Source organism: Chryseobacterium fluminis, from assembly GCF_026314945.1.
Lineage (GTDB): Bacteria > Bacteroidota > Bacteroidia > Flavobacteriales > Weeksellaceae > Chryseobacterium > Chryseobacterium fluminis.
In genome coordinates, this window is record NZ_CP111121.1 from 1,829,267 (window position 1) to 1,856,084 (window position 26,818).

The 26,818-nt window shown below is 38.3% G+C and carries 25 protein-coding genes and 2 tRNA genes; 16 read left to right on the forward strand and 11 right to left on the reverse strand.

The window, feature by feature from the left end:
- Window positions 1-138 precede the first annotated feature (138 nt).
- Window positions 139-1,365, reverse strand: a complete 1,227-nt coding sequence (locus tag ODZ84_RS08090) for an MFS transporter (protein WP_266176473.1) — start codon at window positions 1,363-1,365, stop codon at window positions 139-141.
- A 157-nt stretch (window positions 1,366-1,522) separates the two neighbouring features.
- Window positions 1,523-3,196 carry a glutamine--tRNA ligase/YqeY domain fusion protein gene (locus ODZ84_RS08095; protein ID WP_266176474.1) on the reverse strand — a complete coding sequence of 558 codons (1,674 nt, stop codon included), beginning with the start codon at window positions 3,194-3,196 and terminating at the stop codon, window positions 1,523-1,525.
- Between the two features lie 157 nt (window positions 3,197-3,353).
- On the opposite strand from ODZ84_RS08095, the gene ODZ84_RS08100 reads away from it, so the two are divergent.
- The 3 genes from ODZ84_RS08100 to eptA all read left to right on the forward strand — a co-directional run bounded on the left by ODZ84_RS08100 (window position 3,354) and on the right by eptA (window position 6,905).
- Window positions 3,354-3,872, forward strand: coding sequence for a hypothetical protein (locus ODZ84_RS08100; protein ID WP_266176475.1), 519 nt, complete (start codon window positions 3,354-3,356; stop codon window positions 3,870-3,872).
- Between the two features lie 944 nt (window positions 3,873-4,816).
- Window positions 4,817-5,395 carry a phosphatase PAP2 family protein gene (locus ODZ84_RS23415; protein ID WP_266177338.1) on the forward strand — a complete coding sequence of 193 codons (579 nt, stop codon included), beginning with the start codon at window positions 4,817-4,819 and terminating at the stop codon, window positions 5,393-5,395.
- A complete protein-coding gene (gene eptA / locus ODZ84_RS08110) occupies window positions 5,382-6,905 on the forward strand; it encodes a phosphoethanolamine--lipid A transferase EptA (protein WP_266176476.1) in 1,524 nt (507 codons plus the stop codon). Before ODZ84_RS23415 ends, eptA begins: the two co-directional genes overlap by 14 nt.
- 45 nt (window positions 6,906-6,950) lie before the next feature.
- On the opposite strand, the gene menC is transcribed toward eptA, so the two are convergent.
- Both menC and fbp read right to left on the reverse strand, forming a co-directional pair.
- Window positions 6,951-7,958: an o-succinylbenzoate synthase gene (menC, locus tag ODZ84_RS08115; protein ID WP_266176477.1), complete on the reverse strand. Its 1,008-nt coding sequence runs from the start codon at window positions 7,956-7,958 to the stop codon at window positions 6,951-6,953.
- Window positions 7,958-8,974: a class 1 fructose-bisphosphatase gene (gene fbp, locus ODZ84_RS08120; RefSeq protein WP_266176478.1), complete on the reverse strand. Its 1,017-nt coding sequence runs from the start codon at window positions 8,972-8,974 to the stop codon at window positions 7,958-7,960. Before fbp ends, menC begins: the two co-directional genes overlap by 1 nt.
- Window positions 8,975-9,289: 315 nt before the next feature.
- Between fbp and ODZ84_RS08125 the strand changes: the two genes are divergently transcribed.
- The 7 genes from ODZ84_RS08125 (at window position 9,290) to ODZ84_RS08155 (ending at window position 15,159) form a co-directional block, all read left to right on the forward strand.
- Window positions 9,290-10,528 carry an aspartate kinase gene (locus ODZ84_RS08125; RefSeq protein WP_266176479.1) on the forward strand — a complete coding sequence of 413 codons (1,239 nt, stop codon included), beginning with the start codon at window positions 9,290-9,292 and terminating at the stop codon, window positions 10,526-10,528.
- A 22-nt stretch (window positions 10,529-10,550) separates the two neighbouring features.
- Complete coding sequence (locus tag ODZ84_RS08130; RefSeq protein WP_266176480.1) at window positions 10,551-12,392, forward strand: lysophospholipid acyltransferase family protein; 1,842 nt, start codon at window positions 10,551-10,553, stop codon at window positions 12,390-12,392.
- A 98-nt stretch (window positions 12,393-12,490) separates the two neighbouring features.
- Window positions 12,491-12,563, forward strand: a tRNA-Phe gene (locus tag ODZ84_RS08135).
- 116 nt (window positions 12,564-12,679) lie between these two features.
- A tRNA-Phe gene (locus tag ODZ84_RS08140) sits at window positions 12,680-12,755 on the forward strand.
- Window positions 12,756-13,139: 384 nt separating this feature from the next.
- Window positions 13,140-14,315 carry a thioredoxin fold domain-containing protein gene (locus ODZ84_RS08145; RefSeq protein WP_266176481.1) on the forward strand — a complete coding sequence of 392 codons (1,176 nt, stop codon included), beginning with the start codon at window positions 13,140-13,142 and terminating at the stop codon, window positions 14,313-14,315.
- A gap of 6 nt (window positions 14,316-14,321) precedes the next feature.
- Window positions 14,322-14,948 carry a DUF3575 domain-containing protein gene (locus ODZ84_RS08150; protein WP_266176482.1) on the forward strand — a complete coding sequence of 209 codons (627 nt, stop codon included), beginning with the start codon at window positions 14,322-14,324 and terminating at the stop codon, window positions 14,946-14,948.
- A 4-nt stretch (window positions 14,949-14,952) separates the two neighbouring features.
- Complete coding sequence (locus ODZ84_RS08155) at window positions 14,953-15,159, forward strand: hypothetical protein (protein WP_266176483.1); 207 nt, start codon at window positions 14,953-14,955, stop codon at window positions 15,157-15,159.
- A gap of 52 nt (window positions 15,160-15,211) precedes the next feature.
- Here the strand turns inward: ODZ84_RS08155 and ODZ84_RS08160 are convergent, their stop codons facing one another.
- Window positions 15,212-16,408 carry an exo-beta-N-acetylmuramidase NamZ family protein gene (locus ODZ84_RS08160; protein WP_266176484.1) on the reverse strand — a complete coding sequence of 399 codons (1,197 nt, stop codon included), beginning with the start codon at window positions 16,406-16,408 and terminating at the stop codon, window positions 15,212-15,214.
- A 4-nt stretch (window positions 16,409-16,412) separates the two neighbouring features.
- On the opposite strand from ODZ84_RS08160, the gene ODZ84_RS08165 reads away from it, so the two are divergent.
- Both ODZ84_RS08165 and ODZ84_RS08170 read left to right on the forward strand, forming a co-directional pair.
- Entirely contained in the window at window positions 16,413-17,642 is a 1,230-nt protein-coding gene (locus tag ODZ84_RS08165; RefSeq protein WP_266176485.1) for an ABC transporter permease, read from the forward strand.
- Window positions 17,643-17,951: 309 nt separating this feature from the next.
- Entirely contained in the window at window positions 17,952-18,935 is a 984-nt protein-coding gene (locus ODZ84_RS08170; RefSeq protein ID WP_266176486.1) for a PLP-dependent cysteine synthase family protein, read from the forward strand.
- A 57-nt stretch (window positions 18,936-18,992) separates the two neighbouring features.
- Here ODZ84_RS08170 and ODZ84_RS08175 read toward each other — a convergent pair whose 3' ends face one another.
- From ODZ84_RS08175 to ODZ84_RS08185, 3 genes are all read right to left on the reverse strand, one after another.
- Window positions 18,993-19,523 carry a sodium/calcium exchanger protein gene (locus ODZ84_RS08175; protein ID WP_266176487.1) on the reverse strand — a complete coding sequence of 177 codons (531 nt, stop codon included), beginning with the start codon at window positions 19,521-19,523 and terminating at the stop codon, window positions 18,993-18,995.
- A gap of 113 nt (window positions 19,524-19,636) precedes the next feature.
- The gene (locus tag ODZ84_RS08180) at window positions 19,637-19,939 is read right to left on the reverse strand and encodes a chaperone modulator CbpM (RefSeq protein ID WP_266176488.1); all 303 of its coding nucleotides are present in this window, start codon (window positions 19,937-19,939) and stop codon (window positions 19,637-19,639) included.
- Window positions 19,940-19,942: 3 nt separating this feature from the next.
- On the reverse strand, window positions 19,943-20,854 hold the full coding sequence (locus ODZ84_RS08185) for a J domain-containing protein (RefSeq protein WP_266176489.1): 912 nt from the start codon (window positions 20,852-20,854) through the stop codon (window positions 19,943-19,945).
- 94 nt (window positions 20,855-20,948) lie between these two features.
- On the opposite strand from ODZ84_RS08185, the gene ODZ84_RS08190 reads away from it, so the two are divergent.
- On the forward strand, window positions 20,949-22,148 hold the full coding sequence (locus ODZ84_RS08190; RefSeq protein WP_266176490.1) for a dicarboxylate/amino acid:cation symporter: 1,200 nt from the start codon (window positions 20,949-20,951) through the stop codon (window positions 22,146-22,148).
- Window positions 22,149-22,261: 113 nt separating this feature from the next.
- Here ODZ84_RS08190 and ODZ84_RS08195 read toward each other — a convergent pair whose 3' ends face one another.
- Together ODZ84_RS08195 and adhP are read right to left on the reverse strand one after the other, a co-directional pair.
- A complete protein-coding gene (locus ODZ84_RS08195) occupies window positions 22,262-22,645 on the reverse strand; it encodes a DUF779 domain-containing protein (RefSeq protein ID WP_266176491.1) in 384 nt (127 codons plus the stop codon).
- A 202-nt stretch (window positions 22,646-22,847) separates the two neighbouring features.
- On the reverse strand, window positions 22,848-23,885 hold the full coding sequence (gene adhP / locus ODZ84_RS08200) for an alcohol dehydrogenase AdhP (protein ID WP_266176492.1): 1,038 nt from the start codon (window positions 23,883-23,885) through the stop codon (window positions 22,848-22,850).
- An 85-nt stretch (window positions 23,886-23,970) separates the two neighbouring features.
- On the opposite strand from adhP, the gene ODZ84_RS08205 reads away from it, so the two are divergent.
- On the forward strand, window positions 23,971-24,177 hold the full coding sequence (locus ODZ84_RS08205; RefSeq protein ID WP_266176493.1) for a hypothetical protein: 207 nt from the start codon (window positions 23,971-23,973) through the stop codon (window positions 24,175-24,177).
- A 2-nt stretch (window positions 24,178-24,179) separates the two neighbouring features.
- Here ODZ84_RS08205 and ODZ84_RS08210 read toward each other — a convergent pair whose 3' ends face one another.
- Window positions 24,180-25,709 (reverse strand): aldehyde dehydrogenase family protein, encoded by a 1,530-nt coding sequence (locus tag ODZ84_RS08210; RefSeq protein ID WP_266176494.1) that lies wholly within the window; start codon window positions 25,707-25,709, stop codon window positions 24,180-24,182.
- A 180-nt stretch (window positions 25,710-25,889) separates the two neighbouring features.
- On the opposite strand from ODZ84_RS08210, the gene ODZ84_RS08215 reads away from it, so the two are divergent.
- Both ODZ84_RS08215 and ODZ84_RS08220 read left to right on the forward strand, forming a co-directional pair.
- Window positions 25,890-26,231, forward strand: coding sequence for an AraC family transcriptional regulator N-terminal domain-containing protein (locus ODZ84_RS08215; RefSeq protein WP_266176495.1), 342 nt, complete (start codon window positions 25,890-25,892; stop codon window positions 26,229-26,231).
- Window positions 26,188-26,814: a helix-turn-helix transcriptional regulator gene (locus ODZ84_RS08220; RefSeq protein WP_266176496.1), complete on the forward strand. Its 627-nt coding sequence runs from the start codon at window positions 26,188-26,190 to the stop codon at window positions 26,812-26,814. The genes ODZ84_RS08215 and ODZ84_RS08220 overlap by 44 nt, the downstream gene beginning before the upstream one ends.
- Window positions 26,815-26,818 lie beyond the last annotated feature (4 nt).

The window sequence follows — 26,818 nt, forward strand, 5'->3', positions numbered from 1 at the left end:
GGGATATGGAGGGCGGCGACGAAGGAGCCGGTGCGAGTGAGAAACGAACGAGTACGGAAGCGAAGCGGACCCCGCAAAAGCCCGGCCCGGAGATTCTGAATGATATTGAAAGGAAATCTCCGGGATACGCCCAGGAAACTATACTCTGTCTTTCTTATCACCGAGCATCCATGGGACCGTGAAATAGAGTGCAACAGCAACCAGAGAGGCTAAAATGCCTGTTCCGATCCACAGTGCATTGAAGCCAAACCGTTCGGCAAGCATCGTTCCCAGGTATGGTGTCACGATGAATGCAACAGAAAACGAAATCCCGTTCAGTCCCATATAGGCTCCTTTATTATTTTTTCCGGAACGCAAAGCCGTAATGGTAGACATAAAGGGCAACGTCCAGATCTCACCGATACAAAGTACCGTCATGGAAATCACCAGGGTGATCATACTGTAGTCAAACGCCAGCATGGCATAAGACAATCCACAGATGAAGGTCCCCAAAAGCATGGTTACCGCCAGGCTGAAGTATTTTTCGGCAATCTGCACAAAGCCCATTTCAAGCAGTACAATCAGAAAACCGCTGTACCCTAAGATATATCCGATATTCTGCTGACTTAATCTTGCGGTATCTTTATAAAATATTGTCAGCGTACTGAATAACTGGAAAAAGCAGATCGAAAACAGCATACACAGGAAGCAGTAGATCAGGAATTTCCCGTCGCGGTAAGGTGAATTTTCTTTTTTGATGACGATTGCCTCTTTCACTTTTTTCGCCTTTACTTTAGCCAGTCTGTTTCGTTTTGCAAAGAACCAGATGTATATTAAACCAGCTGATAATGCGGCAAAAGCATTACTGAAGAATAAAAATTCATAAGATATGGCAGATAAAATCCCTCCAAGAGCCGGACCGATTGAAAATCCCAGATTTACGGCCATCCGGTTTAATGAAAACGCGCGGGTAATATTTTCCGGTTTTGCATATTTTGTGATCGCAACCGAGTTGGCGGGACGGAACGTCTCGCTAATAATACTCTGTGCTAAAATAATCGCGGCGACACCAACTTCTGTTTTAAAAACGGGAATCAGACAGAACAAAGGAACACTGAGCAATAAACTGAGGTACTGCACTTTATATTCTCCTATTTTATCTGTAATCATTCCGCCTATCCATGATCCCAATACGGAACCGATCCCGAAAAAACTCAGGACAACGCCCGTGTTTTCAATGCTGAAATGCAGGTGGTCTGTCATATAAACGCCTAAAAACGGCAGCACCATGGATCCAGCACGGTTAATGAGCATCACCAGCGCGAGCATCCAGCTTTCCTGTGAAAGTCCTTTGAATGAGTTGGTATATATGTTTATTATTTTCATACTTTTTTGATTTGATGGTTAACTTAAATCAATTTGAACAGGCCTGAAAGACCGTCTTACTCTTTTCTTCATCTGAGGTCAGAAACCTCCGCGTAGACATAAAAAAACAGGGCTTAAAAATTAAGCCCTGTTTCATTTATATGGATATAAATAATTTCTACTCCGGCTTATAAGAGTCTTTTAAGGTCACAGTTCTGTTGAATACAAAATTTCTATCTGTAGAATCCTGATCTTTCGTGAAATAGCCAATTCTCTGAAACTGCAGAGGCTCCCCAACTGCAACATCCTTTAAGCCCGGCTCAGCAAACCCCTTAATGGTCGTCACAGATTCAGGATTAATGAAGTTTAAGAAGTCTACATCTTTCTCGGCATCAGGCTGTTCTACGGTGAATAATTTCTCGTAATTTCTGATTTCCACAGGAATAGCGTGCTTAGCCGACACCCAGTGGATCGTACCTTTTACTTTTCTAAGACTTTCCTCAGTTCCGCTTCCGGACTTTGATTTTTCATCATAGGTGGCATAAATCGTAGTGATCTCTCCATTTTCATCCTTCTCTACCCTATCTCCTTTAATGATGTAGGCAGACTTCAGACGGACCTCGCCGCCTAATTTCAGCCTGAAAAACTTGTTGCCCGCTTCTTCTTTGAAATCTTCACGCTCGATATATAATTCTCTTGAGAAAGGTACCTGTCTCGTTCCTGCATTGTCCTGCTCAGGATTATTTTCAGTATCCAGCCACTCTTCCTGTCCTTCAGGATAGTTTTCGATCACCAGCCTGATCGGATCTACCACCGCCATTACTCTCTTGGCCACCTTGTTTAAATCTTCACGAACACAGAAGTCCAATAACTGAATTTCAATTAGATTCTCTCTTTTTGCCACGCCCACTTTATCAATAAAGTTTCTGATGGCATTGGCCGTGAAACCTTTTCTCCTCATCCCAGAGATGGTAGGCATTCTCGGATCATCCCAACCGTTGACTACATTTTCGGCAATAAGCCTTTGCAGTTTTCTTTTGGAAGTAATCATATAAGAAACATTCATCCTGGCAAATTCCCTCTGCTTCGGCGCTATCTTAGATTCATCATAAACCTGCTCCAGATACCAGTTGTAAAGCGGTCTGTGATTTTCAAATTCTAATGAGCATAATGAGTGCGAAACCTGCTCCAGATAATCGGATTCACCGTGTGCCCAGTCGTACATCGGATAAATTTTCCAGTCTGTGCCGGTCCTGTGGTGAGGTCTTTTCAGAATTCTGTACATCACAGGGTCACGCATATTCATGTTGGGTGATTCCATATCGATTTTTGCACGAAGAGACATTGCCCCTTCCTCAAACTCACCGTTTTTCATTCTCTCAAATAAGTCCAGAGACTCTTCTACAGGGCGATTTCTGTATGGAGATTCCACACCCGGTTCCGTAGGATTTTTTCTCTGTTCGGTAATCACTTCAGAAGGTTGCTCATCTACATATGCTTTTCCTTCTTTAATAAGCTGAACGGCCCAATCATAAAGCTGCTGGAAGTAATCGGATGCGTACAATACTTTATCCCACTTAAAACCTAACCATTCAACGTCTTTCATGATAGAATCTACGAATTCCTGCTCTTCTTTCTCAGGATTCGTATCGTCGAAACGAAGGTTTACGGGAGCATTGTATTTTTCACCCAAACCGAAATTGATGCAGATCGCTTTTGTATGACCTACATGCAGATAACCGTTCGGCTCAGGTGGAAAACGGAAACGGATCTGATCTTTTTTCAGACCGTTTGCCAAATCATCTTCGATAATTTGCTCAATAAAATTGAGTGATTTTTTTTCTTCTTCCATTACAATTCGCTTTAAAATGTGGTATTGCACAACAATCTGCAAATTTAGGAAATTTTAAGGGTTTACGGAAATTATCGCGTAAAACAATAATTATTAATAATTCAATTTTTTTATATATCTTGGACCTGACTAAAAACCGTTTTCTCAAATCCCGAACATGGCTGTTTACCTCTTAAGCAATCGAAAAATTGTTCGTCATCAGGTTGAAGAATCAGACGCTTCTCCTGACGATGAATCCACTGTCCCGACTCCCGGAACAGCCGGATCTCATTTTGAAATCAATAGAAAACTAATTATTGCATTAAAAAGAAAAAAAGCCTACTGCATCCGGAGTACTGTAAAACGTTTACTGCTTTCAGAATTCAAAAAATATCGTCCAAAAATTAAAGTGCCTTTAAAAGAAACAGGTTTGAATGCATCTGTTTCAACTCAGAGGGCTTCGGTCAATGCACCCGAACTGATCGTACTGCCTGACCTCCTTTCAGGATATTTAACTGTAAAAACATCATTTTTCTTTAATATCATCAATACACATCAACTAATAACGAAAATATTTTCACAATTATTTCCTAAGAATATGCTAAAATATAACCATGAAATAAGTCATATGTTAAACTTAAAAACAGGGTACCTTCTGGCACAGCCCTTGCAAATCCATCACCGAGAGAAATACTAAATTTAATACAATGAAAAAGGTTAAAAGAAGGTTTTCTTCTATACTTGAGTATATTAAGAAAGCAATTTTTGTAAAAGACGTAATTTAGCATTAAACAATCTATAAACTATAATTATATGGTCAAATAATTATTGTATACTTTGAAATACCAAATACATTTTAAATTCCTACAATTTTCTAGGAATTTTTTTTTGCTTATTAAACTCCTTCCATAGAAATAAAAAAAATTAATCGATATTTTTAAAAAAAACATTTTTATCATTTTTTTATTTTAATTCGCTATATAATTTTATAATATAAAAAAATTATAGCATATTAATTACATTAAAGATAATTATAAGCGTATTAGAAAATTACTTTATTAAACAATAAAACACCCCTATACTATGTTATAGAATGGAATTAATGCACAAGATGAAAATACCATTTTATTTTATTAGAGAAAATTCTTAAGCAAAGTCTTAATCAGAATAGATTTAAACGGAAGAGAGAACCGCAACAATAATCTTTAGCCATATCAAAACAACAAGAAAGCTATATTAATCAAATTGATTTATGTGGACGTATTTGTTACGTATAAAAATCAATGGAACTGATGATACCTGTATATCGTAAACGATATAACGGTTTATATTAAACATTTTGATATTTACAGATAAACACAATGCACACCTAGGGATTTATAATTTATACTATAAACATCTAAAAAACATATTATGAACAAAAATGTTATCAGGGGTTATTTATTTTATATTCCGATATTTTTATTAACTCTAATCCTGCTTTTCTTTTATCATCAAAATATAAATCAATATAACTATGTGCATATCCAGAAATCGTGGTTCTTGTTTTTAAATTCCGAATTGTCAAAATACCCTAATCTTCAGTATAATTTAACGCAATTAGGAAATGCACTTATTCTGCTGCCCTTTTTTTCTATCCTTATGACATATACTCCGAAAATATGGGAGTCTTTATTGACAGCATCATTTGTTTCGGTCCTATTCAGCATTCTATCTAAGAAATATTTTAAAGTGCCTAGACCGGCCACCGTTTTTGATCATAAAAAATTTGTGTGTATAGGAGAGACATTATCTGGACATAACAGTTTTCCTTCCGGACATGCAATAACAGTTTTCACAACATTCACTGTATTGATGCTTACATTTATGCCTAATAAGATACAGTATAAAATAATCTGGTGCTGCAGCATACTGTTGGCAGGCTTCATTATTTCATTTTCAAGGGTAGCAGTAGGTGCTCACTATCCTCTTGATGTGATTTTTGGAAGTATTATCGGATATATCTCAGCTCTTTCCGGTATTTTTATTAACCGAAAATATAATATATGGATATGGATTGGCAACAGGAAATATTATCCTGTTTTTATACTCTTATTCATAGTTCATGTCATGATCCTGGTTATTAAAATTATTAATGAAAATCTAATTGTATTCTATTTATCATTAATAAGCTTACTGGTCTCACTAACAATAATTACTGCTAAATATGTCAAAAAATAATTTAAAATTATTAGATTTCTCCCTGTTGATGAGTGTTGTTAATTTCCTGCTCTTTCATATTCCGTTTTTCAGTTTTGTTTTTGATAATGTTGATTGTAAAAAATTCAACGGTATTGTTCTTATCATCAGTTTAATACTTGTGATGGTAATAGCTAACACATTTGTTTTCTATTTACTCTGTTTTATTTCTCGTTTTGTCGGAAAAATATTGCTGGTTTTAACATTTGTCATCAATTCGATTGCTGTTTACTTTATTAATACCTACAGTATTATCATAGACGAGAGCATGATTGGTAATATAATTAATACCAACTATCAAGAGTCGAGCAGTTTCTTTTCTGTAAAATTAATAATGTATATTATTGTACTGGGGATCATTCCCAGTGTGTATACAATTAAAGTCAGAATTTTGAATGTCCCATTACGAAATTTTTTGATTACCTCTTCCTGTACATTGTCATTTCTTGTGTGTATGGCATTCGCCAATGCAGCTAATTGGCTGTGGATCGACAAACACTCTAAAACGTTAGGCGGTCTTGCCATGCCCTGGTCCTATTCAGTAAATTCAGCTCTATTTTATATTCATAAATACAAAAGAAATGAGAAAGAAATTTTACTGCCGGATGCAGTGATGAAGGACAATGAAAAAACAGTGGTCGTTTTGGTAATCGGAGAATCTGCAAGAAGTGAGAACTTTTCTCTATATGGATATAGCAGAAATACCAACCCGCTGCTGTCGAAAGTACAAAATTTATACAGCTTTGAAGCTACTTCGTGTGGTACCTATACTACTGCCGGGGTAAAGTGTATTTTAGAACATCGTTATACAGATGAGCTATATGAAATACTGCCCAATTATTTATTTAGACATAATGTAGATGTGATCTGGCGAACTACCAATTGGGGTGAACCCCCCGTTCATATTAAAAAATACCAGGATAAGGAAAATTTAGAGTCGCACTGTAAAGGTAAAGACTGTGATTATGATGAAATTCTTTTGACCGATCTAAAAGAACAGATACTGAAGAGTACAAAAAATAAGGTATTTATTGTTTTGCATACCAGTACAAGCCACGGCCCCTTATACAGCAAAAAATATCCACTCAGATTTGAAAACTTTACACCAGTCTGCACTAGTGTTGAATTGGGAAATTGTTCCCAGCAGGAACTTATTAATGCGTATGATAATACTATTATCTATACAGATTACCTCCTGTATAATGTCATTCAGTATTTAGAACAATTAAAAGATTATAAGAGTACCATGCTATTTGTATCAGATCATGGAGAATCCCTTGGCGAAAAAAACCTGTATATGCATGGAATACCTATAAGTATTGCCCCAAAACAACAATATGAAATCCCATTCATTGTTTGGGTATCAGAGGATTCAAAAAAGCTAAAATCCAATAATATCTCATTATCTCAACATCATGTATTTCACAGTGTAATGTATTTTTTAGGAATCCAAAGCCCCATTTACAATGAAGAATTAAATATATTCAGATAATCAAGTTCATTATTTTTTTATAGGCTGCGAAATACATCTTGGTTATTATAACACTTTAAACCATAATAATTCATTCTTGAGCTCAAGATCAGAGTCAAAATTATTGGTAAATAAGCCTCCTGTCCCCAAACCTTGAGGCATGTTAGTATTTTTAGAAAATGTATACTGGGCAATGGCATTTAATCCCACATTGCTTTCCAGCGCTGAAGTGATCCACCAGCCGATATTTTGCTCTTCGGCCAGGGCAATCCACTCATCTGAACCTGAAAAGCCGCCAACTAAAGCTGGCTTTAATATAATAAACTGAGGTTTTATCAGGCTTAACAATTTTTTCTTCTCGTTAAAATCAACAATTCCTATTAATTCCTCATCCAAAGCAATTGGAGTTGGAGTTTCGGCACAAAGGTCTGCCATATCTTCCCGGTTTCCTGCCTTGATCGGCTGTTCGATGGAATGAATATCTAAATCGGCTAATTGCTGTAAAACTGTTTTGGCTTCTTCCTTGGTGAATCCCCCGTTGGCATCAACGCGCAGTTCTAACGTATCTTTTGAAAATTTTTGTCTCAGTTCCTGAAGAACCTGGTGCTCCGATTCCCAGTCAACACCGATTTTTAATTTAATACAGTGAAAACCCTGTTCCAGCTTATCCTGGATCTGCTCTTCCATGTAATGAATATTGCCCATCCAGATCAGACCGTTGATGACAATGGACTTTTTCCCTTCAGTAAACTCACTGGGAAAATAGAGATTCCCTCCATTTTGTAAGTTCAGAATCGCCTGTTCAAACCCAAACCAAATTGATGGAAATGCTTTTAATTCCTCTTTTAAAAAGTCAGGATTCTGGTGGATATTGTCACACAGCCATTGCAGTTTTTCTTCGTAATCCGGACGGTCATCAAAGCTTAAACCTCTGAAAACGGCACATTCTCCGGTTCCTTTTCTTCCGTTTTCCGAAATTTCAAGAATGAACGTTTCCTTTTCATGCAAAACGCCGCGAGATGTTCCACTCGGGCGCTTGAATTCTAACAAATATTTAAAATACGTTGCTGTCATTATTTTACACTATCAATTCGCATAAATTCCTCCGCTTTCTCAACCATATCAACACTTCCACAGAAGAACGGAATTCTCTGGTGCAGTTCTGTCGGTTCGATTTCCAGAATTCTTCTGAAACCATCGGTTGCCTTTCCGCCTGCCTGTTCAGCCAGGAAAGCCATTGGATTGCATTCGTATAATAATCTCAGTTTTCCATTAGGAGCCTGGGAATAAGAAGGATAGATGTAAATTCCGCCCTTGAGCATATTTCTGTGAAAATCTGCAACCAGTGAACCGATATACCTTGAGGTGTACGGTCGGTCCCCTTCTTCCATCTGGCAATATTTCAGATAATTTTTAACACCCTGGGGAAATTTAATGTAATTTCCTTCATTAATTGAATAGATTTTACCTGTTTTCGGAAACTGCATATTCGGATGTGAGAGATAATAAGTACCTAAAGAAGGATCCAGTGTAAAGCCATTTACTCCGTTTCCGGTCGTGTAGACAATCATGGTTGAAGATCCGTAGATCACATACCCTGCAGCAATCTGATTAACCCCTTTCTGTAGAAAATCTTCCATCTGAACCGGGGTTCCGGGTTCGGTAACCCTTCTGTAAATTGAAAAAATAGTTCCCACAGAAACGTTTACATCAATATTTGAGGATCCGTCAAGCGGATCAATCAATACGACATATTTGCTTAGGTGGCCGTTTTCGCCGCATTTAATGTCTATAAAATCATCATTTTCTTCGGAAGCAATACCACAGACCACTTCTCTCTGAGACAATGCAGTGATAAAGATATCATTGGCAATAACGTCCAGTTTCTGCTGCTCTTCGCCCTGAACGTTTTCGTTTCCGGCTTTTCCGATAATATCTGCAATTCCGGCCTTATTCACCTCCCTGTTTACGACCTTTGAAGCTAATCTTATGGCACTTAAAAGACGGGAAAATTCACCTGTGGAGTACTGGAAATCGTCCTGCTTATCAATAAGAAATTCTCCTAAAGTCTGTAATGGCTGATCTGACATATTTTTTCTTTTTACGTTTTCACCAAATTTCGTAAAATTTATTACATTTTAAAGCTTTTTTGTATAAAAGACCTTAATCCTTGTCTTACAACCAGATACACTTACAATAATTCCCGATCCATCACATTTATTGTTAAAATGAATTCCCCAATCTGTTAAAGCATTACGAAAAATTCAGACGAATTACTGATTTTAATCAAATCTTAAGCCTAACCTGCAGCACGCCTATTTCATATCTCGTTGTAAATTTATAATTTTGACACCCGTAAAAAACTCAACTAATTTTTATCTAACAATTTTATTATTAACAATTTAATGAAAATTTTCAAGTTTGGTGGAGCATCGGTAAAAGATGCTGAAAGTGTAAAAAATGTGTCTATGGTGTTAAAAAGCCAGGGATTTGCCAAATGTCTGCTGGTTATTTCAGCCATGGGCAAGACGACGAATGAGTTGGAAAAAGTTGTAGAACTTTATTTCAAGAAGGATAACTATCAGACTGAGATTGAAAAGATAAAACGAAAACACATGGGGATCGCGGAAGGTCTGTTTCCTGAAAACCACCCGGTTTTTGCAGAAATTAATCTGTTTTTTGATGATATTGATTCTTTTTTAAGAAGAAACAAATCTCCGAACTACAATTTCGTTTACGATCAGGTGGTTAGTTGCGGAGAAATGATTTCCACTAAAATTGTAAGCGAGTATCTGAACGAAATCCAGTTTTCCAACCAATGGCTGGACGCAAGAGATTATGTAAAAACGGATAATTCATACAGGGAAGGAACCGTAGACTGGACGAAAACGGAAGAATTTATTTCTCATTTAAATAAAGAAATCTGCTATGTTACGCAGGGGTTCATCGGATCCGATGATAATAATTTTACAGTGACGCTGGGAAGAGAAGGTTCGGATTATTCTGCCGCCATCTTTGCTTACTGCCTGAATGCAGAAGCTATGACGATCTGGAAAGATGTACCCGGAGTGATGACGGGAGATCCGAGAAAATTCAAGGATGTAACCCTTCTTTCGAATATTTCTTACGAAGAAGCTATTGAGATGGCTTATTACGGCGCCAGTGTCATTCACCCGAAAACGCTGCAGCCGCTTCAGCAAAAAAACATTCCCTTTTTTGTAAAATCATTCATAGATCCTACCAAAGAGGGAACAAAAGTAGGTGCTTCAGAAAAAAACCAAAGCGAAGAATCCTATATATTAAAAGAAAATCAGACGTTATTAAAAATATCAACGAGAGACTTCTCCTTCATTGCAGAAGACCATATGAGCCTGATTTTCGGATATCTGTCGAAATATAAGATCAAAGTTTCCCTAATGCAGAATTCTGCTATTTCATTAGCTTTATGTCTGGAAGATAAATTCGATAATGTAAATGAACTTAATGAAGAACTGCAGAAAGTATTTTCTACTGAAGTAGTTAAAAATGTATCTTTATTTACCGTAAGAAACGCGAAGATAGAGAACATAGATAAATTTTACCAGGAAAAAAGTGTATTATTGGAGCAGATTGCGAAGAATACGCTTCAAATGGTAACACACTAAAACAAATTGCGACTAAACACATATGAGTTTAATTTCGAAAAACGATTTAATCCAGGCTTCCGGCTTAAGTAAAATAGGATTTCTAAAAAATCCTGTGGCATCTGCTGTTATGAGCGTTGCCAAAATTAATAAAGTTAATAAGCTGTACGACAAACTGAAAGACAAGGAAGGTAAAGACTTTTTCGACTCATTTGTGAGAGAAAGAAACTTAAGCTATATCGCTTTCGAAGAAGACCTGGCTAAAATTCCGAAAACGGGGCCGTTTATTCTGGTTTCGAATCATCCGTTGGGAGCGATTGACGGGATTTTAATGTGCAAAGTCCTATCTGAAGTCCGTCCGGATTTCAAGGTAATGGGTAATTTTCTTCTGGAAAAAATAAAGCCTATGGAGCCGTACGTCATTTCCGTAAATCCTTTTGAAAACAGAAAAGGGGCCTACAGCAGTTCATCCGGAATGCGTGAAACCCTGAAACATTTACAGAACGGAGGATGTGTAGGCATTTTCCCGGCGGGAGAAGTTTCAAACAAAAACAATCCGTACGGTGAAATCTTAGATAAAGAATGGGAAAAGCCGGCGCTTAAGCTGATAAAAATGGCCAAAGTGCCGGTAGTTCCGATGTATTTTCATGCGAAAAACAGCCGTTTATTTTATCAGGTTTCTAAGGTGCATCCGAATTTACAGACCCTCATGCTGCCTGCAGAAATGATGAATGACAGGGAAAAACCGATCCGCATCCGGATCGGAAAACCTATTGCGGTAAAGGCGATGGATGAGATGGAAACTATTGAAGAGCTGGGTGAGTTTCTTAAACGTAAGGTCTATATGATGAAGTCCTACTATGAAAAAAGAAAATCTCTTGCCCAGGCGATTAACCTTCAGAATCTTTCTTTAAAATTTCCCTTGCTCAAAGAAGAAAATATCGTTCAGAACATCATTGATGAAACACCCAAAGAAGATATCCTTAAGGACATCAGCAAACTGAAAGGCACCGATAAGATGTTTTTCAGCAACGGGAACTATGAAGTATACTTTACAGCATACGAAGAAATCCCTTCTATTATGCGGGAAATCGGCCGCCAGAGGGAGCTTACATTCCGCGCGGTAGGTGAAGGGAGCAATCTTCCTTTTGATCTGGATGAATATGATAAACATTATCACCATCTTTTCCTTTGGGATAATGCCGAGGAAAAACTGGTGGGAGCTTACCGAATGGCTTTAGGTAAAGAAGTCATGAAAAGATCCGGCATTAAAGGCTTTTATACGAGTTCTTTATTTGAATTTGAGCAGGATATCCACCCTTTCTTTAAAAAAGTGATTGAAATGGGCCGAGCTTATATCTGCCAGGAATACCAGCAGAAACCCCTTCCCCTTTTTCTTTTATGGAGAGGAATTGTACATGTCTGCCTGAGAAATCCCGATCATAAGTTCCTCATGGGAGGCGTAAGCATATCCAATAAATTCTCTGAGTTCTCAAAATCTCTGATGATTGAGTTTATGCGCTCAAATTACTATGATTCTGCGGTAGCACAATATATTACCCCAAGAAACGAATACAAAGTAAAGCTTCGCGACCGGGATAAACATCTGTTTTTTGAAGAGATGGAATCTGATCTGAATAAGCTGGATAAAATTATTGACGACCTTGAACCTGAGCTGAGACTGCCTGTTTTAATTAAAAAATACATCAAGCAGAACGCAAAAGTGATTGCTTTCAATGTTGATCCTAATTTTAATGATGCGATTGACGGGTTAATGTATATCAGAATCAGTGATCTTCCCGAAAGTACGATTAAACCTGTATTAGAGGAAATGAGTGACCAGATCCGCAAGGAACAGGAAAATAATCAGACTGAGAATCAATAGGTTTTTAAGATTTGTTAAAAAAAGTATTGTTAATACTTGCTTCATATATTAAAACTTAGTACTTTTGCATCACTTTAAAACAACGAAGTAACAAGAATGGTTTCTTAGCTCAGTTGGTAGAGCAATGGATTGAAAATCCATGTGTCCCTGGTTCGATTCCTGGAGAAACCACTTAAAAAACCACCTGTAAAAAGGTGGTTTTATTTTCAAAGTTTTAAATAAACCGGTGAAGAATGATTATCATGATCATTTTTGCACCACTTCAAAAAAAGAAGTAAATATTAAATGGTTTCTTAGCTCAGTTGGTAGAGCAATGGATTGAAAATCCATGTGTCCCTGGTTCGATTCCTGGAGAAACCACCAAAACCACCTTTATCGAGGTGGTTTTTTTATTACATAATTTCTTTATGCTCTTATTAGGGATCAGTTTCAAAAGTGCGGGAGAAAATGGATCAGTATAAAAAGTTGGGGAGAAAAATTAATAATTGTAATTTTACGAGATGTCATCTGAGAAAGAATTATTAAATTACTGGTACCGGACTATCTGGTTGACTATCTGACACATCAGTTTCAAAGCCAGATGCATCTTAAAATCAGCTTTTAAATATTCTTGGCAAGACTGATTATTGAACAGTTTATATGTTAAAGCTTCGTTAAACTTATGAAGACCGATCTATTTACCATACTAATACCCTTACAAATTACGTTGAAAATAAGTATATTCGCCTTTCTAATTTTAGTATAAAAATGAAGAAGATTTTCTCCGGATTATTTTTAATTTCCTCTATCATAACATTTGCGCAGGAAGCGATCCAGTTTCAGGATATTCCTTTTAAGGATCTTATTACAAAGGCAAAAAAAGAGAACAAAATTGTTTTTATCGATGCCTATGCTTCATGGTGCGGTCCCTGTAAAATGATGGAGAAAAACATATTTACCCAAAAAGCTGTCGGTGATTATTATAATGCCAATTTTGTCAACGCCAGAATTGATATGGAAAAAGGGGAAGGAAGAGAAATCGCGGCAAAATATGGTGTCCGGTCCTACCCTACTTATCTATTTTTGAATGGTGATGGTGAACTGGTTTCTCAAAACTTCGGCTATATGGAAGAAGCTTCTTTTATATCCATGGCTAAAGAAATCAATTCTCCTAACAATAAAAAGGGCTCTCTTAAAGAGCGTTTCGCTAAGGGAGAAAAAGATCCTGAATTCCTCATCAACATCATGAAATTGAATTCTGCTTCTGATTTTAACTTTGCAAAAACAGCTTCCGAAAGGTATTTTCAAAATAAAAAAGCTACAGAGGAGCTTTCGAAAGAAGACATCGGATTTCTGCTGTTTTTTCTGAAATCTGCTGATGATCCGAACTACAAAGTTTTTACCGAAAAGAAAGCGGACATTATCAGGTATCTGCCTGAGGAAACTTATAACGAATTTGATAATCAGATCAAACTTTCAAAAGTAGTGGAACAGTCTATCGATGACAAAAACAAAAGGATCAATGAAGACTATTTCATGAAAACAGCAGAGCCTCTGGTAGGAAAATACCATGCGCAGCTTAAATTAAACCAGACAAAACTAAGCTACTACGAACAGAACGCAAATTTTGCCGAGTATGAAAAAGCAGCACTGGAGTATTATAAAAATTCCGAATCTTTCGAACCTAATGAATTGCTGAAAGCAGCATGGATATTTTCTGAGCATGTAAAAACGCCTTCCTCTCTGAAAAAAGCTGCTGAGTGGGCAGAAAAATCAGTGATGAGAACGGAAACCTCTGAAAACACCTACATTCTTGCAAAGCTTTATTATCTTAACGGAAATAAAGAGATGGCAAAAACGTATGCAGAAATGTCCCGGGATATGGCTAAACAGGCTAATAAGGACTCTGCTTTGGCAGAAGAATTGTTAAAGCAAATCAAATAAATACTAATGTTGAAGAAAAAATTGTACGCAGGTTTCTTTTGTATATTTTTACTGGGAACAATCGGTGCACAGGAGAAGACGGACGAAACAGGCGTTTATGTAAAGGGGAATGCATTGCTTATTCCGATAGGAATTGTTAATGTGGGGCTGGAGCACCAGCTGAGTAAGAAATTTACGGTACAGGGGGATGTTCTCATCTCTCCATGGAAATCTTTTGCCGGACACGAATTGCAGTATTATTCTTTATCTCTGGAAGGAAGATATTATTTTGACGAAGCCTTCAAACACTGGTACATTGGTGCCAGTATCGCAGGATCGCGCTTCATCGCTCAAAAATGGAATTACTGGAAAGATGGTATTATGACGGATGAAGATACCGGAATTACGTATAACAGATCTGATCTGTATCAAAATGGATATTCAATAATATTCGGTATTACAGGAGGGTACCAGTTCAGGGTTTCTGACCGATTGAATATTGACTTATATGCCAGTATCGGATCTTCCCAGGATTTCTACAAAGGCTATGACCGTACAACAGGAAAGCGATATGATCATGCTGACGGTTATAATAAAAGTGGAGAAATTCTTCCCTACCGGGGTGGGGTAATGATCTCTTATAAACTAAAATAATTTTATGAAAATATTTGGTAAAAATCATATCATCATCTGTATCATCACCTTCGGGATTCTTTTTTTAATGAATTATCTGGGCAATGATCAGCCGGACAAATTGGAAACTGCTCTCATGATTGCAGGAGCAGGAGTAATCGGATTGACCATAGGTCTTGTCATCATGAACAAAGGAAAGGATGATAAAAATCCGCCCCAGCATTTTGACTAAATACATATGAAATAGAAATGTCAATTGTAAAAGTTTACCGTTGACATTTTATTCAGTTTTCGTATACTACATATTTCGTTCTGATTTTTTCGAAATTCTCCAGATCAGACTTCCACGAAGATTTAATTTCTTTCATTGATTTTCCGGCAATGATCTGTTTTCTCAGTTCATCTGTTCCGGATAAGGTATCAAACCATAGATTTTTAAGGAAGAAATCCTGTTGTGGATTTTTATAATGCTGATAGGCTTTGATAACCCATTCCAGATTTAATGTTCTGAGATCTTCGGAATATGCAGAGAGATTCTCGCCATAGCACAATTTCCCGTTCAGAAAAGGATCTTTAGCTCCAAAATTGGGTTTGGGAGTAAACTGATAAGGTAAACCTACCGTCCAGGGAGAACCGTATATCTGAAAAGGCAGATCGGTTCCTCGTCCTACAGAGACCTGGGTTCCTTCAAAAAAACAAAGACTTGGATACAGATTGATCGCCTTATCGTTCGGTAAATTAGGAGAAGGCTTATCTAGCATGTGATATCGCTGATTTTTATGGTAGTTCTTCATCGGTATCAGCGTATATTTTGCCTGAACTCCGTTCCTGAGCCATTTCTCACCATTCACCATCTTTCCGTACTCTCCTATTGTGAGTCCGTATACCACCGGAACTTCATGCATTCCCACGAAGCTTGTCCATTTTTTCTTCAGCACCGGACCATCTGTATAGCCATCATGGGGATTGGGGCGGTCTAAAACCATAATTTCCACTTTATTTTCAGCGCCGGCTTCCATGAGATAAGTCAGCGTTGAGATATAAGTATAAAACCTCACGCCGACATCCTGAATATCAAAAACAACGATATCTATATCTTTTAACTGCTCTGGTTTCGGCTTTTTATTATTTCCATATAAAGAAACGATCGGAATCCCTGTTTTTATGTCGACCCCGTTTTTAACTTTTTCTCCGGCATCCGCATCACCACGAAAACCGTGCTCCGGAGCAAAAATCGATTTAATGGTAATTCCGTTCTTAACTAAAAAATCCACCACGTGGGTGCGGTCCTTCATTAATCCCGTCTGATTCGTCACTACTCCGACTGTTTTTCCTTTCAGTAAGGGTAAATAAAGCTCCGGCTGGTCTGCTCCGGTTTTAAAATCATTCTTATGGGGAGTCTGAGAATAATATTGATTGAATACTCCTAAAAAAATTAGGCAAATAAGAAGTAAATTTTTAATTTTGAAATCTAAATTCATAAGCTTGAAATTTCCTTTATATTTCTCTAAAAAAATAGCATTCTCCAAAGATAACAAAAATAACCTTTCTAGAGTTATCATCTTCATTGGCAGGCTTTCTGTAGCTTTGGGAATTATTGTTTCTCTGATCACCGTCTCCACAGGATTCGGCTCGAAAAAAGCAATTAAAGAGAGACTGGCAGATTTCAGCGGCCACATTACAGTACGATCTACAAAATCCAATTCTTCATACAATACGTCAATTCTCGATCATGATGGGTTAGATCTGAAAAAAATAAAAGATCTTCCGGATGTGGAAAGTGTTCAGCAATACGCTACGGTTACAGGGATCATGCGTAATGAGCATAATTTTGCCGGAATTATTTTTAAGGGTGTAGGCAAGGACTTCGACAGCGCAAGGTTTAAAAAATTTCTTGTTGCGGGAACCACTCCAAAAATGACGGGTACAGGGTATAATAACGGGGTTACAATTTCTCAGAAAATAGCCGGAGACCTTCATCTAAAGGTAAAAGACAGCATCGTTACCATTTTTTCAAAAGCTGATCAGAAGCCTATTTACAGAAAATTTGAAGTATTGGGAATTTATAAGACCGATATTAAAATGATTGACGAGCAGTTCGTTCTCGGGGATATCAACCATGTAAGAAAGATTCAGGATATGACACCTGAGGATATCGGAGGTATCGATATTTTTTTAAAAAATGTCAATGACATCGACCGCGATTTTCCAGGAATCGAAAGTTTGATCGGGTATAAAAACTATGCTGAAAAGGCTACGGAAAAATTCCCCCAGATCACAGACTGGATCAGTATTTTTGATACCAATATCGCATTGATCATTATTATTATGCTCATTGTAGTGGTGATTAATATTATTATGGTTCTTCTGATCTTAATTATTGAAAGAACAAATTCTATTGGTTTACTGAAAACACTGGGAGCCAGCAATTCTCAGATCAGAGCAACCTTCATTAACTATACCCTCATCATTATGATTCCGGGGCTGTTATACGGAAATGCGATCGGTCTTGGGTTGATTCTGCTTCAAAAATTCTTTGGAATCATTAAACTGAATCCTGAAAACTACTACGTAAGCACCGTTCCGGTAGATCTGAATCCCATCGCCATTATTTCTATCTCTGCAGGGATTTTAATTATTTCAGGCCTGGCGTTGATCATTCCAAGTTACCTGATCAGTAAAATTTCGCCGGTGAAGGCTATTAAATATAATTAATACTCCTCTTATTTTTTGCGGAATCATAAAACCGGCTAGTGGCAGAAGTTTTAAGCTACTCTTAAAAAGCGGTCGGTCCTGAAAGAGCTGTTAGTGTTGGTTAACTCTTTTTATCAGTTTCGGCTGGCCTGTGGCCAGCCGAAACTGATAAAAACAAGCAAATGTTGAGCATGGAAAAACAGTTCCTGATCATTAAAGTGTAGATGCTCCTGGATTTATGATTTCGTTTGAAATTCAGATTCTTTAACGCCCTCTTAACTCGAATAATAATTTTAAAGGCGTATCTTTGCCGTGCTATAAAAAACGTTTATGAAATACGCAAACAACATCCTTGAGACGATCGGGAATACACCATTGGTAAAACTTAATAAAGTTTTAGGAGATGATTTTCCTGCCTTAGTTCTGGCCAAGGTTGAAACTTTCAATCCCGGAAATTCTGTAAAAGACAGAATGGCCGTGAAAATGATTGAAGACGCAGAAAAAGACGGAAGATTAAAACCCGGAGGAACTATTATCGAAGGGACTTCCGGAAATACGGGGATGGGATTGGCTCTTGCGGCCATCATTAAGGGATACAAATGTATTTTTGTAACCAACTCTAAACAGTCAAAAGAAAAATGTGATATCCTTCGTGCCGTAGGAGCTGAAGTAATCGTTTGCCCTACAGATGTAAAGCCTACAGATCCGCGTTCTTATTATTCGGTTTCCAAGAGATTAGCCAAGGAGACAGAAAACGGATGGTACGTAAATCAATATGATAATTTATCAAACAGAGCGGCTCATTATGAATCTACAGCGCCTGAAATCTGGGAACAGACAGAAGGAAAGCTTACACACTTTGTAGTCGGTGCAGGAACCGGAGGTACCATTACGGGCTGTGGAACTTTTTTCAAGGAGAAAAATGCTGATATCAAAATAATCGGGGTTGATACCTATGGTTCTATTCTAAAGGAAATTCACGAAACGGGTGAAATTAATTTAGGCAATGCCTATACTTATATCACAGAAGGTATTGGTGAAGATATTCTTCCTGAAAATTACGATATGTCCGTTATTGATCATTTTGAGAAAGTAACGGATAAGGACGGAGCGGTTTATGCCAGAAAACTGGCTAAGGAAGAAGGAATTTTCTGCGGATATTCTGCTGGAAGTGCTATTGCTTCTTTAGTCCAGATGAAAGATCAGTTTACTGAAGACGATGTCATTGTTGTCCTTCTTCATGACCATGGCTCAAGATATGTCGGGAAAATCTACAATGATGAATGGATGAAAGAGATGGGTTGGTTAGATTAATATGCTTTCCATTATAATAAAAACTCAGAGTATATGCTCTGAGTTTTTTATTTTTCTTTATTGTTCTTTAATATTTTTCTTAAGAGTCTGCTTTAACAGTGTATAATCTCTTTCACTCATCGATTTTTTCGGAAACATATAACTGTACTTCCCTTCCAGAGCAATATATTTTTCATTACTGTCAAAGTATTGAAAATCTTTCCATTCGCTGGTTTCTTTTTCGTCATCAATATTTACCGTAAAGAAATTCTGATCGAATGTAATTTCATAAACTTTACAGTTTTCAAGCTTTGTTAAATAACTGTTTACCTGTTTTTTCCACCGTGATACTTTATTAATGCTTACTGAAAGAAAAACTGCACAAAGCAAAAACAGGAAACTTACAAAATACAGAATTCCGAATTTTTCTTTTGTAAAATCATCTTTAAAGACAAACATGATGATCAAAATCAGGCCTACAACCAATGTTGTAACCATTTTTCCTTTTGTTGAAGATGAAAACAACAGACTTCCCTGATTTCCGTTGAAATATATTTCTTCGAAATCCTGTCTTTTAGGTTGTAAAACAATTACTTTTTCTTCACTCATAATTATAATTCTGTCTGCAAAGCTAAAAGAAAATTTCAGAAATTCATCTCTAAGTCTTACAGGAATTCATTCTAAACAGTACCGATATGATGTTTTTATCAATCGCCGTTACATTAACCGTCTTCAAATTTATTATTGAGTGCCGAAAGTCTGTTCATCAATTCTTTATTCTTCTGTTTTAAATGTTCCATTTTCTGAAGCATTTCGTGAATAACTTCTAACCCCGGCAGGTTGATCTCCAGATCATAATGCCAGTTGGTAAATCTCTCAAAAGACGGTAAATCGTCGTACATCAGATAGCGGATTTCATTTTCCGTCTGAATATTCAGCAGCCCGGAACTTACCAGTTCGTCAAAAAAGGTGATTTCAATATTGTATATTTTTACGAGCTCTTCCCTCGATATTCTTTCACTCATGGCTTATGAATTTTTAAGTTGTTCAAAAAGTTCTTTCTGTTTTTCAGTCAGATTTTTTGGCAATTTCACGTCAAAAGTGACAAACAGATCACCGAACTGCCCCTCTTTTTTATAGACAGGAAAGCCTTTCCCTTTCAGTCTTACCGTCGTTCCGTTCTGGGTTTCCGGTTTTACCTTAAGATTTACGCTTCCGTCCAGCGTATTCACTTTTATATCACCTCCTAAAACAGCAGTGTACAGATCAATTGTAATTCTTGCTTTCAGATCGTCCCCGCTTCTTTCAAATTCAGTATCAGCTGCGATGTTGAAAGTGATGTACAGATCTCCGTTCGGGCCTCCGTTAAAACCCGGGCTTCCGTGACCTTTTAACTTGATTTGCTGCCCGTCATAAACTCCGGCAGGAATGGTGATTCTTACCTTTTTTCCGTTAATATCAAAAGTCTGCTGATGCGTGGCAGCCGCTTCTCTTAAGCTTAAATTAAGTTCTGCATTCACATCATTACCTTTAAATCTGCCTGAAGCACGGCCTCTGGAACTTTTTCCAAAGCCGCCACCCGCTCCGCCAAACATATTCTGGAAAAAATCCGAGAAATCTTCTTCTCCCCCGAAACCGGAACCGGAAAATCCACCATCCGTATCTTCCCCTGTATAGGATCTGCGCTGCTGCTGAGCCTTTTCATACTCATCACCATGTTTCCAGTTTTCACCATATTTATCATATTTTGTACGGTTTTCGGGATTACTGAGAACTTCATTCGCTTCATTCAGATCTTTGAATTTCTTTTCAGCTTCTTTGTTATCGGGATTAAGATCGGGATGCCATTTTCTGGCCTGTTTCCGATATGCTTTTTTGATGTCCTCCTGTGTTGCGCTTTTATCTACACCTAAAATTTTATAGTAATCTATATAAGCCATAGAAACGATATTTACTCAAATTTAAGAATTTTATGACTGAAATTTATATAACGGAATGTTAAAAATTAAGTTATCTTTGACTAAAAAGCACCGTATGAAAGAAGTGTTGAAAAACTACTCCGGAATCTTATTTTTATTATTGGGAATCACGGTCGGGAGCATCATCGGAATCGTTGCTCCCGGTGTTGCAGATTATATAAAACCTCTGGGGGATATTTTTCTTAATTTACTTTTTGTCAGTGTCGTTCCTTTGGTTTTTTTTGCGGTATCCAATTCTATTGCATCTCTGGAACAGCAGTCCAGGTTTGGAAAAATCATGGTCACGATGGCTTTTACTTTTCTGTTTTTCATTTTAACCGCCGCTGTTTTTACCATTTTTGCAGTCTATCTTTTTCCGCTTTCAGGGATTTCAGGTAGTAAGGAGGTTGTGGAAGCAGCATCGGATAATGACAGTTGGGGCAACAGGATCGTCAGTTTTTTCACGGTAGGAGAATTTACACAGCTTTTTTCGAGACAGAATATGCTGGCCCTTTTGATTTTTGCTTTTATGACCGGGTTTTCAGCACGAAAAGCAGGTGAATCCGGGCAGGTTTTCAGAGCTTTTATCGCTTCAGGATATGAAGTCATGAAAGAGTTACTGCTGTTAGTAATGAAAATTGCACCTGTGGGTTTAGGGGCCTATTTTGCCTATCAGGTAGCCACGCTGGGACCTCAGCTTTTCGGCTTCTATGCTAAACCTTTGGGCCTTTACTATATCGCCGGAATTATCTATTTCCTGGTATTTTTTTCACTGTATGCTTTTATGGCCAACGGGCAAAACGGGGTAAAAAGTTTCTGGAAAAATGCCATTTATCCGACCTTAACGGCATTGAGTACATGCAGCAGCTTTGCTACTATGCCTGCCAATCTACAGGCGGCAGCAAAAATAGGAATTCCGGGTCAGATCTCTAATATTGTGGTTCCGATAGGAACTACATTACATAAAAATGGTTCGTCCATGTCTTCCATTATTAAAATTTACGTTGCTTTTTTAATTATAGGACGGGATTTTTTTGATCCGATGAACTTACTGTTGGCATTAGGAATAACGGTTTTTGTGAGTATCGTTGCGGGCGGAATTCCCAATGGAGGATATATTGGGGAAATGCTGATGATTTCAGTATATCAATTACCTCAGGAAGCCATTCCGGCGGTAATGATCATCGGAACTTTGGTAGACCCTCTGGCAACGGTTTTAAACGCAGTGGGCCAACTGGTCGCTTCGATGTTTGTGAGCCGGTTTGTGAAGGTCTGATTTTTTGTCTGAGTGTAACTATATAAATATTTTAACCTCATCATGTAAAATAGGGTTTTTCCGGAACACAGATATCAATGATTTCTCATGCAGATCCGACTGATTGAGAGGGTTTATTCACTCCGTTTTACCGGCTCTAAATTTTCATATTCTTCAGGGGTAAAAAGTCTGTAATGTACTTTGAACGTTTTTCCTAAAGGGGTTTCCAGGGAAAATCCGCCAGGGCCAAATCCATCAGTGACATCCAAGGTGAAATGGGAGTACTGCCAGTATTCAAAGAGGTCGCGGTCTATCCAGAATTCATGATGGTTAATGGTTCCGATCATCGCATCGTTCATCCTCGGGTAAAAGCCACCTTTTTCAAAACATTGGGGCTGAGTTCCTTCACAGCATCCACCGGCCTGATAAAACATCAGGTCTCCATACTTTTTTTCGAGTTGCCAGATCACTTCCAAAGCTTTTTCTGTGACTGATACTCTGGATATTTTAGTTCCCATAATTTTTTAAGTATTATTGTTTTACACGGAGTAAAGTTCAGGATTTATTCTCAGACGCTGTAAATGTTTTATTCCAGAAAACTGAGTTCTTTGTAGCATTTTAAATCATTTTTACATCTTGATCTCCCAGATCGTTTTACCATATTAAGTTAAAAAGTCCGGCGAAATAAAATTTCGCCGGACCTCATAATTTATTCTAATGTTAGTGGGTGCTTCCGGCCATATCAAGTACGATTCTGCCATCAATCTGCCCTTTTTTCATTTTATCAAAAACATCGTTGATGTCTTCCAGCTTTGCCGGAGTCACTGTAGCTTTTACCAATCCTTCATTAGCAAAATCCAATGCCTCCTGAAGATCTTTCCGGGTTCCCACAATTGATCCTCTTACCGTAATCCTTTTCAGCACCGTTTCAAAAATCGGAAGTTCAAAAGATCCCGGAGGAAGTCCGTTCAGGGCAATGGTTCCTTTTCTTCTCAGTACATCAATTCCCTGTTTAAAAGCGATAGGAGAAACTGCTGTAATCAGTGCGCCATGCATTCCGCCGACCTCTTTATGCAGATATTCACCCGGGTCTGTATTTTTTGCGTTGACAACCAGGTCTGCTCCCAACTTTTTTGCCAGTTCCAGTTTATCATCTGCGACATCAATGGCTGCGACGTGCATCCCCATGGCTTTGGCATACTGTACGGCAACATGTCCCAGTCCCCCGACTCCGGAAATGGCCACCCATTCTCCGGGTTTTGTTTCTGTTTCTTTTAAACCTTTATATACCGTTACGCCTGCACAGAGAATAGGCGCAATTTCTAAAAAGTTAACATCGGATTTCAGATGTCCGACATATCTTGAGTCGGCAATAACATATTCTGCAAAACCTCCGTCTACACTGTATCCTCCGTTTTTCTGGGCTTCACATAATGTTTCCCAGCCTGTGATGCAATAGTCGCAGCATCCGCAGGCAGAGTACAGCCATGGGACACCTACGGCATCACCTTCCTTCACCTGAGCTTCCGGTCCGCAGGCAACTACGATTCCTACTCCTTCATGACCGGGAATTAAAGGCATTTTCGGTTTTGCCGGCCAGTCACCGTCAACAGCATGTAGATCCGTATGGCAGACTCCACAGGCCATTACTTTTACCAACACTTCATATCTTCCCGGTACTTTCACGGGAACCTCTTCTATTTTTAAGGGTTGTCCATAGCCCTGGACAACGGCAGCTTTCATTGTTTTTGGGATCATGTTCTAATTTGATTTTTTGATTTGGTTTTTGAGTTATTAATCTGAACTGATGATTATTTTAGGTAGCGTGCGCACATAATTTCGCATGACCCAACCTAAAAAAAGCAGAATTTCTGCCCCACTGAAAATTTCATATTTAGACGAATATTTTCGCGTGAGGGATAGGAAGGGTCCCGTTCAGAAGAACGGGAGTGTGAAGCAAAGCGGAACACCGAAACGAAGTGGAGCCCTGGAAAGCCCGACCGTTTGCCCCGGCTCAGGCCGGGGCAAACGGGCACGCCCTAGTATTTAAAATTAAAAGAAACCCAGTTTGTTTTTGTTGTATGAAATCAACATATTTTTGGTCTGACGGTAATGATCCAACATCATTTTATGATTCTCCCGACCGATTCCCGACTGCTTATAACCACCAAACGGTGCTCCTGCAGGGTATGAATGGTATTGATTGACCCATACTCTACCCGCCTGAATCCTGCGCGGAACATTATACAGCTGATGGGCATCTCTTGTCCATACTCCGGCTCCAAGACCATAAATGGTATCATTTGCAATGCTGATTCCTTCTTCTTCATCTTTGAACGTGGTAAATGCCAGCACAGGACCGAAAATTTCTTCCTGGAAAATTCTCATCCTGTTATTTCCTTTGAAGATCGTCGGCTGGATATAATAGCCATCTTCGAGGCCTTCGCCTACGGTATTGACATCCCCGCCAACCAGTACTTCTGCCCCTTCTTCCTTCCCTAATTTGATGTACGAAAGGATTTTATCTTTCTGGATCTGAGAGGCCTGAGCTCCCATCATTACGGTTTTATCCAATGGATTTCCCACCTTGATGGCTTTTACTCTTTCGATCACTTTTGCGATAAATGCCTCTGCAATATCTTCCTGAACCAGTAATCTTGAAGGACACGTACAGATTTCACCCTGATTTAAAGCGAAAAGTACTGCTCCTTCAATAGCTTTATCTAAAAACTCGTCATCTGCATCCATTACTGAACTGAAGAAAACATTCGGAGATTTTCCTCCTAATTCCAATGTTACCGGAATGATGTTTTCGGTGGCATACTGCATAACCAGGCGGCCCGTCGCTGTAGAACCCGTAAAGGCTGCTTTCGCCACTTTCGGATTGGTAACCAATGCTCTTCCGAGTTCTGCCCCGAACCCGTTAACGATATTCACTACACCGTCAGGAAGCAGATCTCCGATAACCTCCATTAAAACCATAATGGAAACCGGTGTGCTTTCTGCAGGTTTTAATACGACGCAGTTTCCCGCTGCCAAAGCCGGGGCAAGTTTCCAGATGGCCATTAATAGAGGAAAATTCCAGGGAATAATCTGGGCGATTACCCCAAGGGGTTCATGTACAATTAATGATACGGTATCTTTATCCAGTTCGTTGTGAGAGCCTTCATCTGCTCTTATGACTGAGGCAAAATACCGGAAATGATCGATGGCCAGGGGTAAATCTGCCGCCAGAGTTTCTCGTACCGCTTTTCCGTTATCGATTGTTTCAACGGTTGCTAAATATTCGAGATTTTCTTCGATCCTGTCTGCAATTTTATTTAGAATGATACTTCTTTGTGTGGAAGAGGTATCTTTCCAGGTCTGGAATGCTTTTTCTGCAGCATTTACGGCCAATTCCAGATCTTCTTTGGATGAATGGGCGGCCTGCGTAAAATTTTTACCGTCCACCGGCGAAACAACATCAAAATACTGTCCGTTTACCGGTGCTGTAAATTTTCCGTCAATATAGTTGTCATATCTTTTTTTGAATTCAGGCCACTGCAGTAAAGTATCTGATTGGGGTTGTGCTGTCGTGCTCATAGGAGTGTATTTTAATTTTTATCTATTGCCAAATTACACTTCCCTTCGATATTCATATAGCATAATCGTACAAAAAAATATCAAAATCGTACAGATTTCGAATTTTATCATTTCATTAACAGTTGTTTCCGGTGATAATTTTCTATATTTGAGTAGCCAGGCCATACAAAATGTTTAGAAATGAATAACCGTAGGATTTTATTAAAAACACCTGAATTAAAGGGAGAACATCAGCTGACGACCTTGGTTGAAAATCAGACGAAATTCAATCTGAACAATTGTGAATTCAGTATTTATGAGACGCACCAATCTGCCTTCGATGTTAAACTGCATTTTGACACAATGGCTTTTACGGCAATGCTTCGTGGAAAAAAGCATATGAAACTGGATAACAGGACCGGTTATTTTGATTATTTTCCGGGCCAGAGTGTATTGGTCTCACCCGGAGAGACGATGGTTATCGATTTTCCGGAAGCTGATGAAACGCCTTCACAATGCATCTTCTCTGAGTCTGAATCCTGAATTTATAGAGAATTCTCTGAATCATCTGAATTATCATCTCCCGAAAATGGATGAAACCACCGGATGGAATATTGAGCTCAATGAATATTTTCTCTTTAATAATAAATCTTTAGCTTCAGCCACCGATAATATCATGAGAATTGCGATGGATGATAATTCGCAAAAAGATATTATGGCTGATTTTGCATTAAAGGAACTGTTAATCCGGCTGATGCAGACCCAGGCAAGAAGCATGGTAGAAAAAAATATTGCTAAAAATAAATCGCGAATAGGCTTTGCCGTGGATTATATTAAAAAGAACCTGCATCAGAAATTATCCATCGACAGTATTGCCAAGCTGGCTTATGTGAGTAAATCCAATTTCTTTAAAATGTTCAGGGATGAGCTGGGCACTTCACCCAACGAATTTATTTTGCAGGAAAGAATTAGTAAAGCAAAAGAACTGTTGGCATACCGGAACAGTATCAAAGAAACTGCCTATCAGACCGGCTTTTCTGACACCAACTATTTCACCCGGGTTTTTAAGCAGCTCGTCGGGGTAACGCCAAAACATTATCAGGATAAAATCTTGTTTCCGGAATAAAAAA

What these genes read in the sequence shown, in the direction of transcription:
- menC (WP_266176477.1), bottom strand. Translation starts at nt 7,958, where the DNA reads ATGACAGCAACGTATTTTAAATATTTGTTAGAATTCAAGCGCCCGAGT.
- ODZ84_RS08100 (WP_266176475.1), top strand. Translation starts at nt 3,354, where the DNA reads ATGGCTGTTTACCTCTTAAGCAATCGAAAAATTGTTCGTCATCAGGTT.
- ODZ84_RS08210 (WP_266176494.1), bottom strand. Translation starts at nt 25,709, where the DNA reads ATGAGCACGACAGCACAACCCCAATCAGATACTTTACTGCAGTGGCCT.
- ODZ84_RS08170 (WP_266176486.1), top strand. Translation starts at nt 17,952, where the DNA reads ATGAAATACGCAAACAACATCCTTGAGACGATCGGGAATACACCATTG.
- ODZ84_RS08095 (WP_266176474.1), bottom strand. Translation starts at nt 3,196, where the DNA reads ATGGAAGAAGAAAAAAAATCACTCAATTTTATTGAGCAAATTATCGAA.
- ODZ84_RS08215 (WP_266176495.1), top strand. Translation starts at nt 25,890, where the DNA reads ATGAATAACCGTAGGATTTTATTAAAAACACCTGAATTAAAGGGAGAA.
- fbp (WP_266176478.1), bottom strand. Translation starts at nt 8,974, where the DNA reads ATGTCAGATCAGCCATTACAGACTTTAGGAGAATTTCTTATTGATAAG.
- ODZ84_RS23415 (WP_266177338.1), top strand. Translation starts at nt 4,817, where the DNA reads ATGACATATACTCCGAAAATATGGGAGTCTTTATTGACAGCATCATTT.
- ODZ84_RS08130 (WP_266176480.1), top strand. Translation starts at nt 10,551, where the DNA reads ATGAGTTTAATTTCGAAAAACGATTTAATCCAGGCTTCCGGCTTAAGT.
- ODZ84_RS08090 (WP_266176473.1), bottom strand. Translation starts at nt 1,365, where the DNA reads ATGAAAATAATAAACATATATACCAACTCATTCAAAGGACTTTCACAG.
- ODZ84_RS08190 (WP_266176490.1), top strand. Translation starts at nt 20,949, where the DNA reads ATGAAAGAAGTGTTGAAAAACTACTCCGGAATCTTATTTTTATTATTG.
- ODZ84_RS08125 (WP_266176479.1), top strand. Translation starts at nt 9,290, where the DNA reads ATGAAAATTTTCAAGTTTGGTGGAGCATCGGTAAAAGATGCTGAAAGT.
- ODZ84_RS08185 (WP_266176489.1), bottom strand. Translation starts at nt 20,854, where the DNA reads ATGGCTTATATAGATTACTATAAAATTTTAGGTGTAGATAAAAGCGCA.
- ODZ84_RS08175 (WP_266176487.1), bottom strand. Translation starts at nt 19,523, where the DNA reads ATGAGTGAAGAAAAAGTAATTGTTTTACAACCTAAAAGACAGGATTTC.
- ODZ84_RS08160 (WP_266176484.1), bottom strand. Translation starts at nt 16,408, where the DNA reads ATGAATTTAGATTTCAAAATTAAAAATTTACTTCTTATTTGCCTAATT.
- ODZ84_RS08220 (WP_266176496.1), top strand. Translation starts at nt 26,188, where the DNA reads ATGAAACGCCTTCACAATGCATCTTCTCTGAGTCTGAATCCTGAATTT.
- eptA (WP_266176476.1), top strand. Translation starts at nt 5,382, where the DNA reads ATGTCAAAAAATAATTTAAAATTATTAGATTTCTCCCTGTTGATGAGT.
- ODZ84_RS08205 (WP_266176493.1), top strand. Translation starts at nt 23,971, where the DNA reads ATGACCCAACCTAAAAAAAGCAGAATTTCTGCCCCACTGAAAATTTCA.
- ODZ84_RS08155 (WP_266176483.1), top strand. Translation starts at nt 14,953, where the DNA reads ATGAAAATATTTGGTAAAAATCATATCATCATCTGTATCATCACCTTC.
- ODZ84_RS08195 (WP_266176491.1), bottom strand. Translation starts at nt 22,645, where the DNA reads ATGGGAACTAAAATATCCAGAGTATCAGTCACAGAAAAAGCTTTGGAA.
- ODZ84_RS08180 (WP_266176488.1), bottom strand. Translation starts at nt 19,939, where the DNA reads ATGAGTGAAAGAATATCGAGGGAAGAGCTCGTAAAAATATACAATATT.
- adhP (WP_266176492.1), bottom strand. Translation starts at nt 23,885, where the DNA reads ATGATCCCAAAAACAATGAAAGCTGCCGTTGTCCAGGGCTATGGACAA.
- ODZ84_RS08150 (WP_266176482.1), top strand. Translation starts at nt 14,322, where the DNA reads ATGTTGAAGAAAAAATTGTACGCAGGTTTCTTTTGTATATTTTTACTG.
- ODZ84_RS08145 (WP_266176481.1), top strand. Translation starts at nt 13,140, where the DNA reads ATGAAGAAGATTTTCTCCGGATTATTTTTAATTTCCTCTATCATAACA.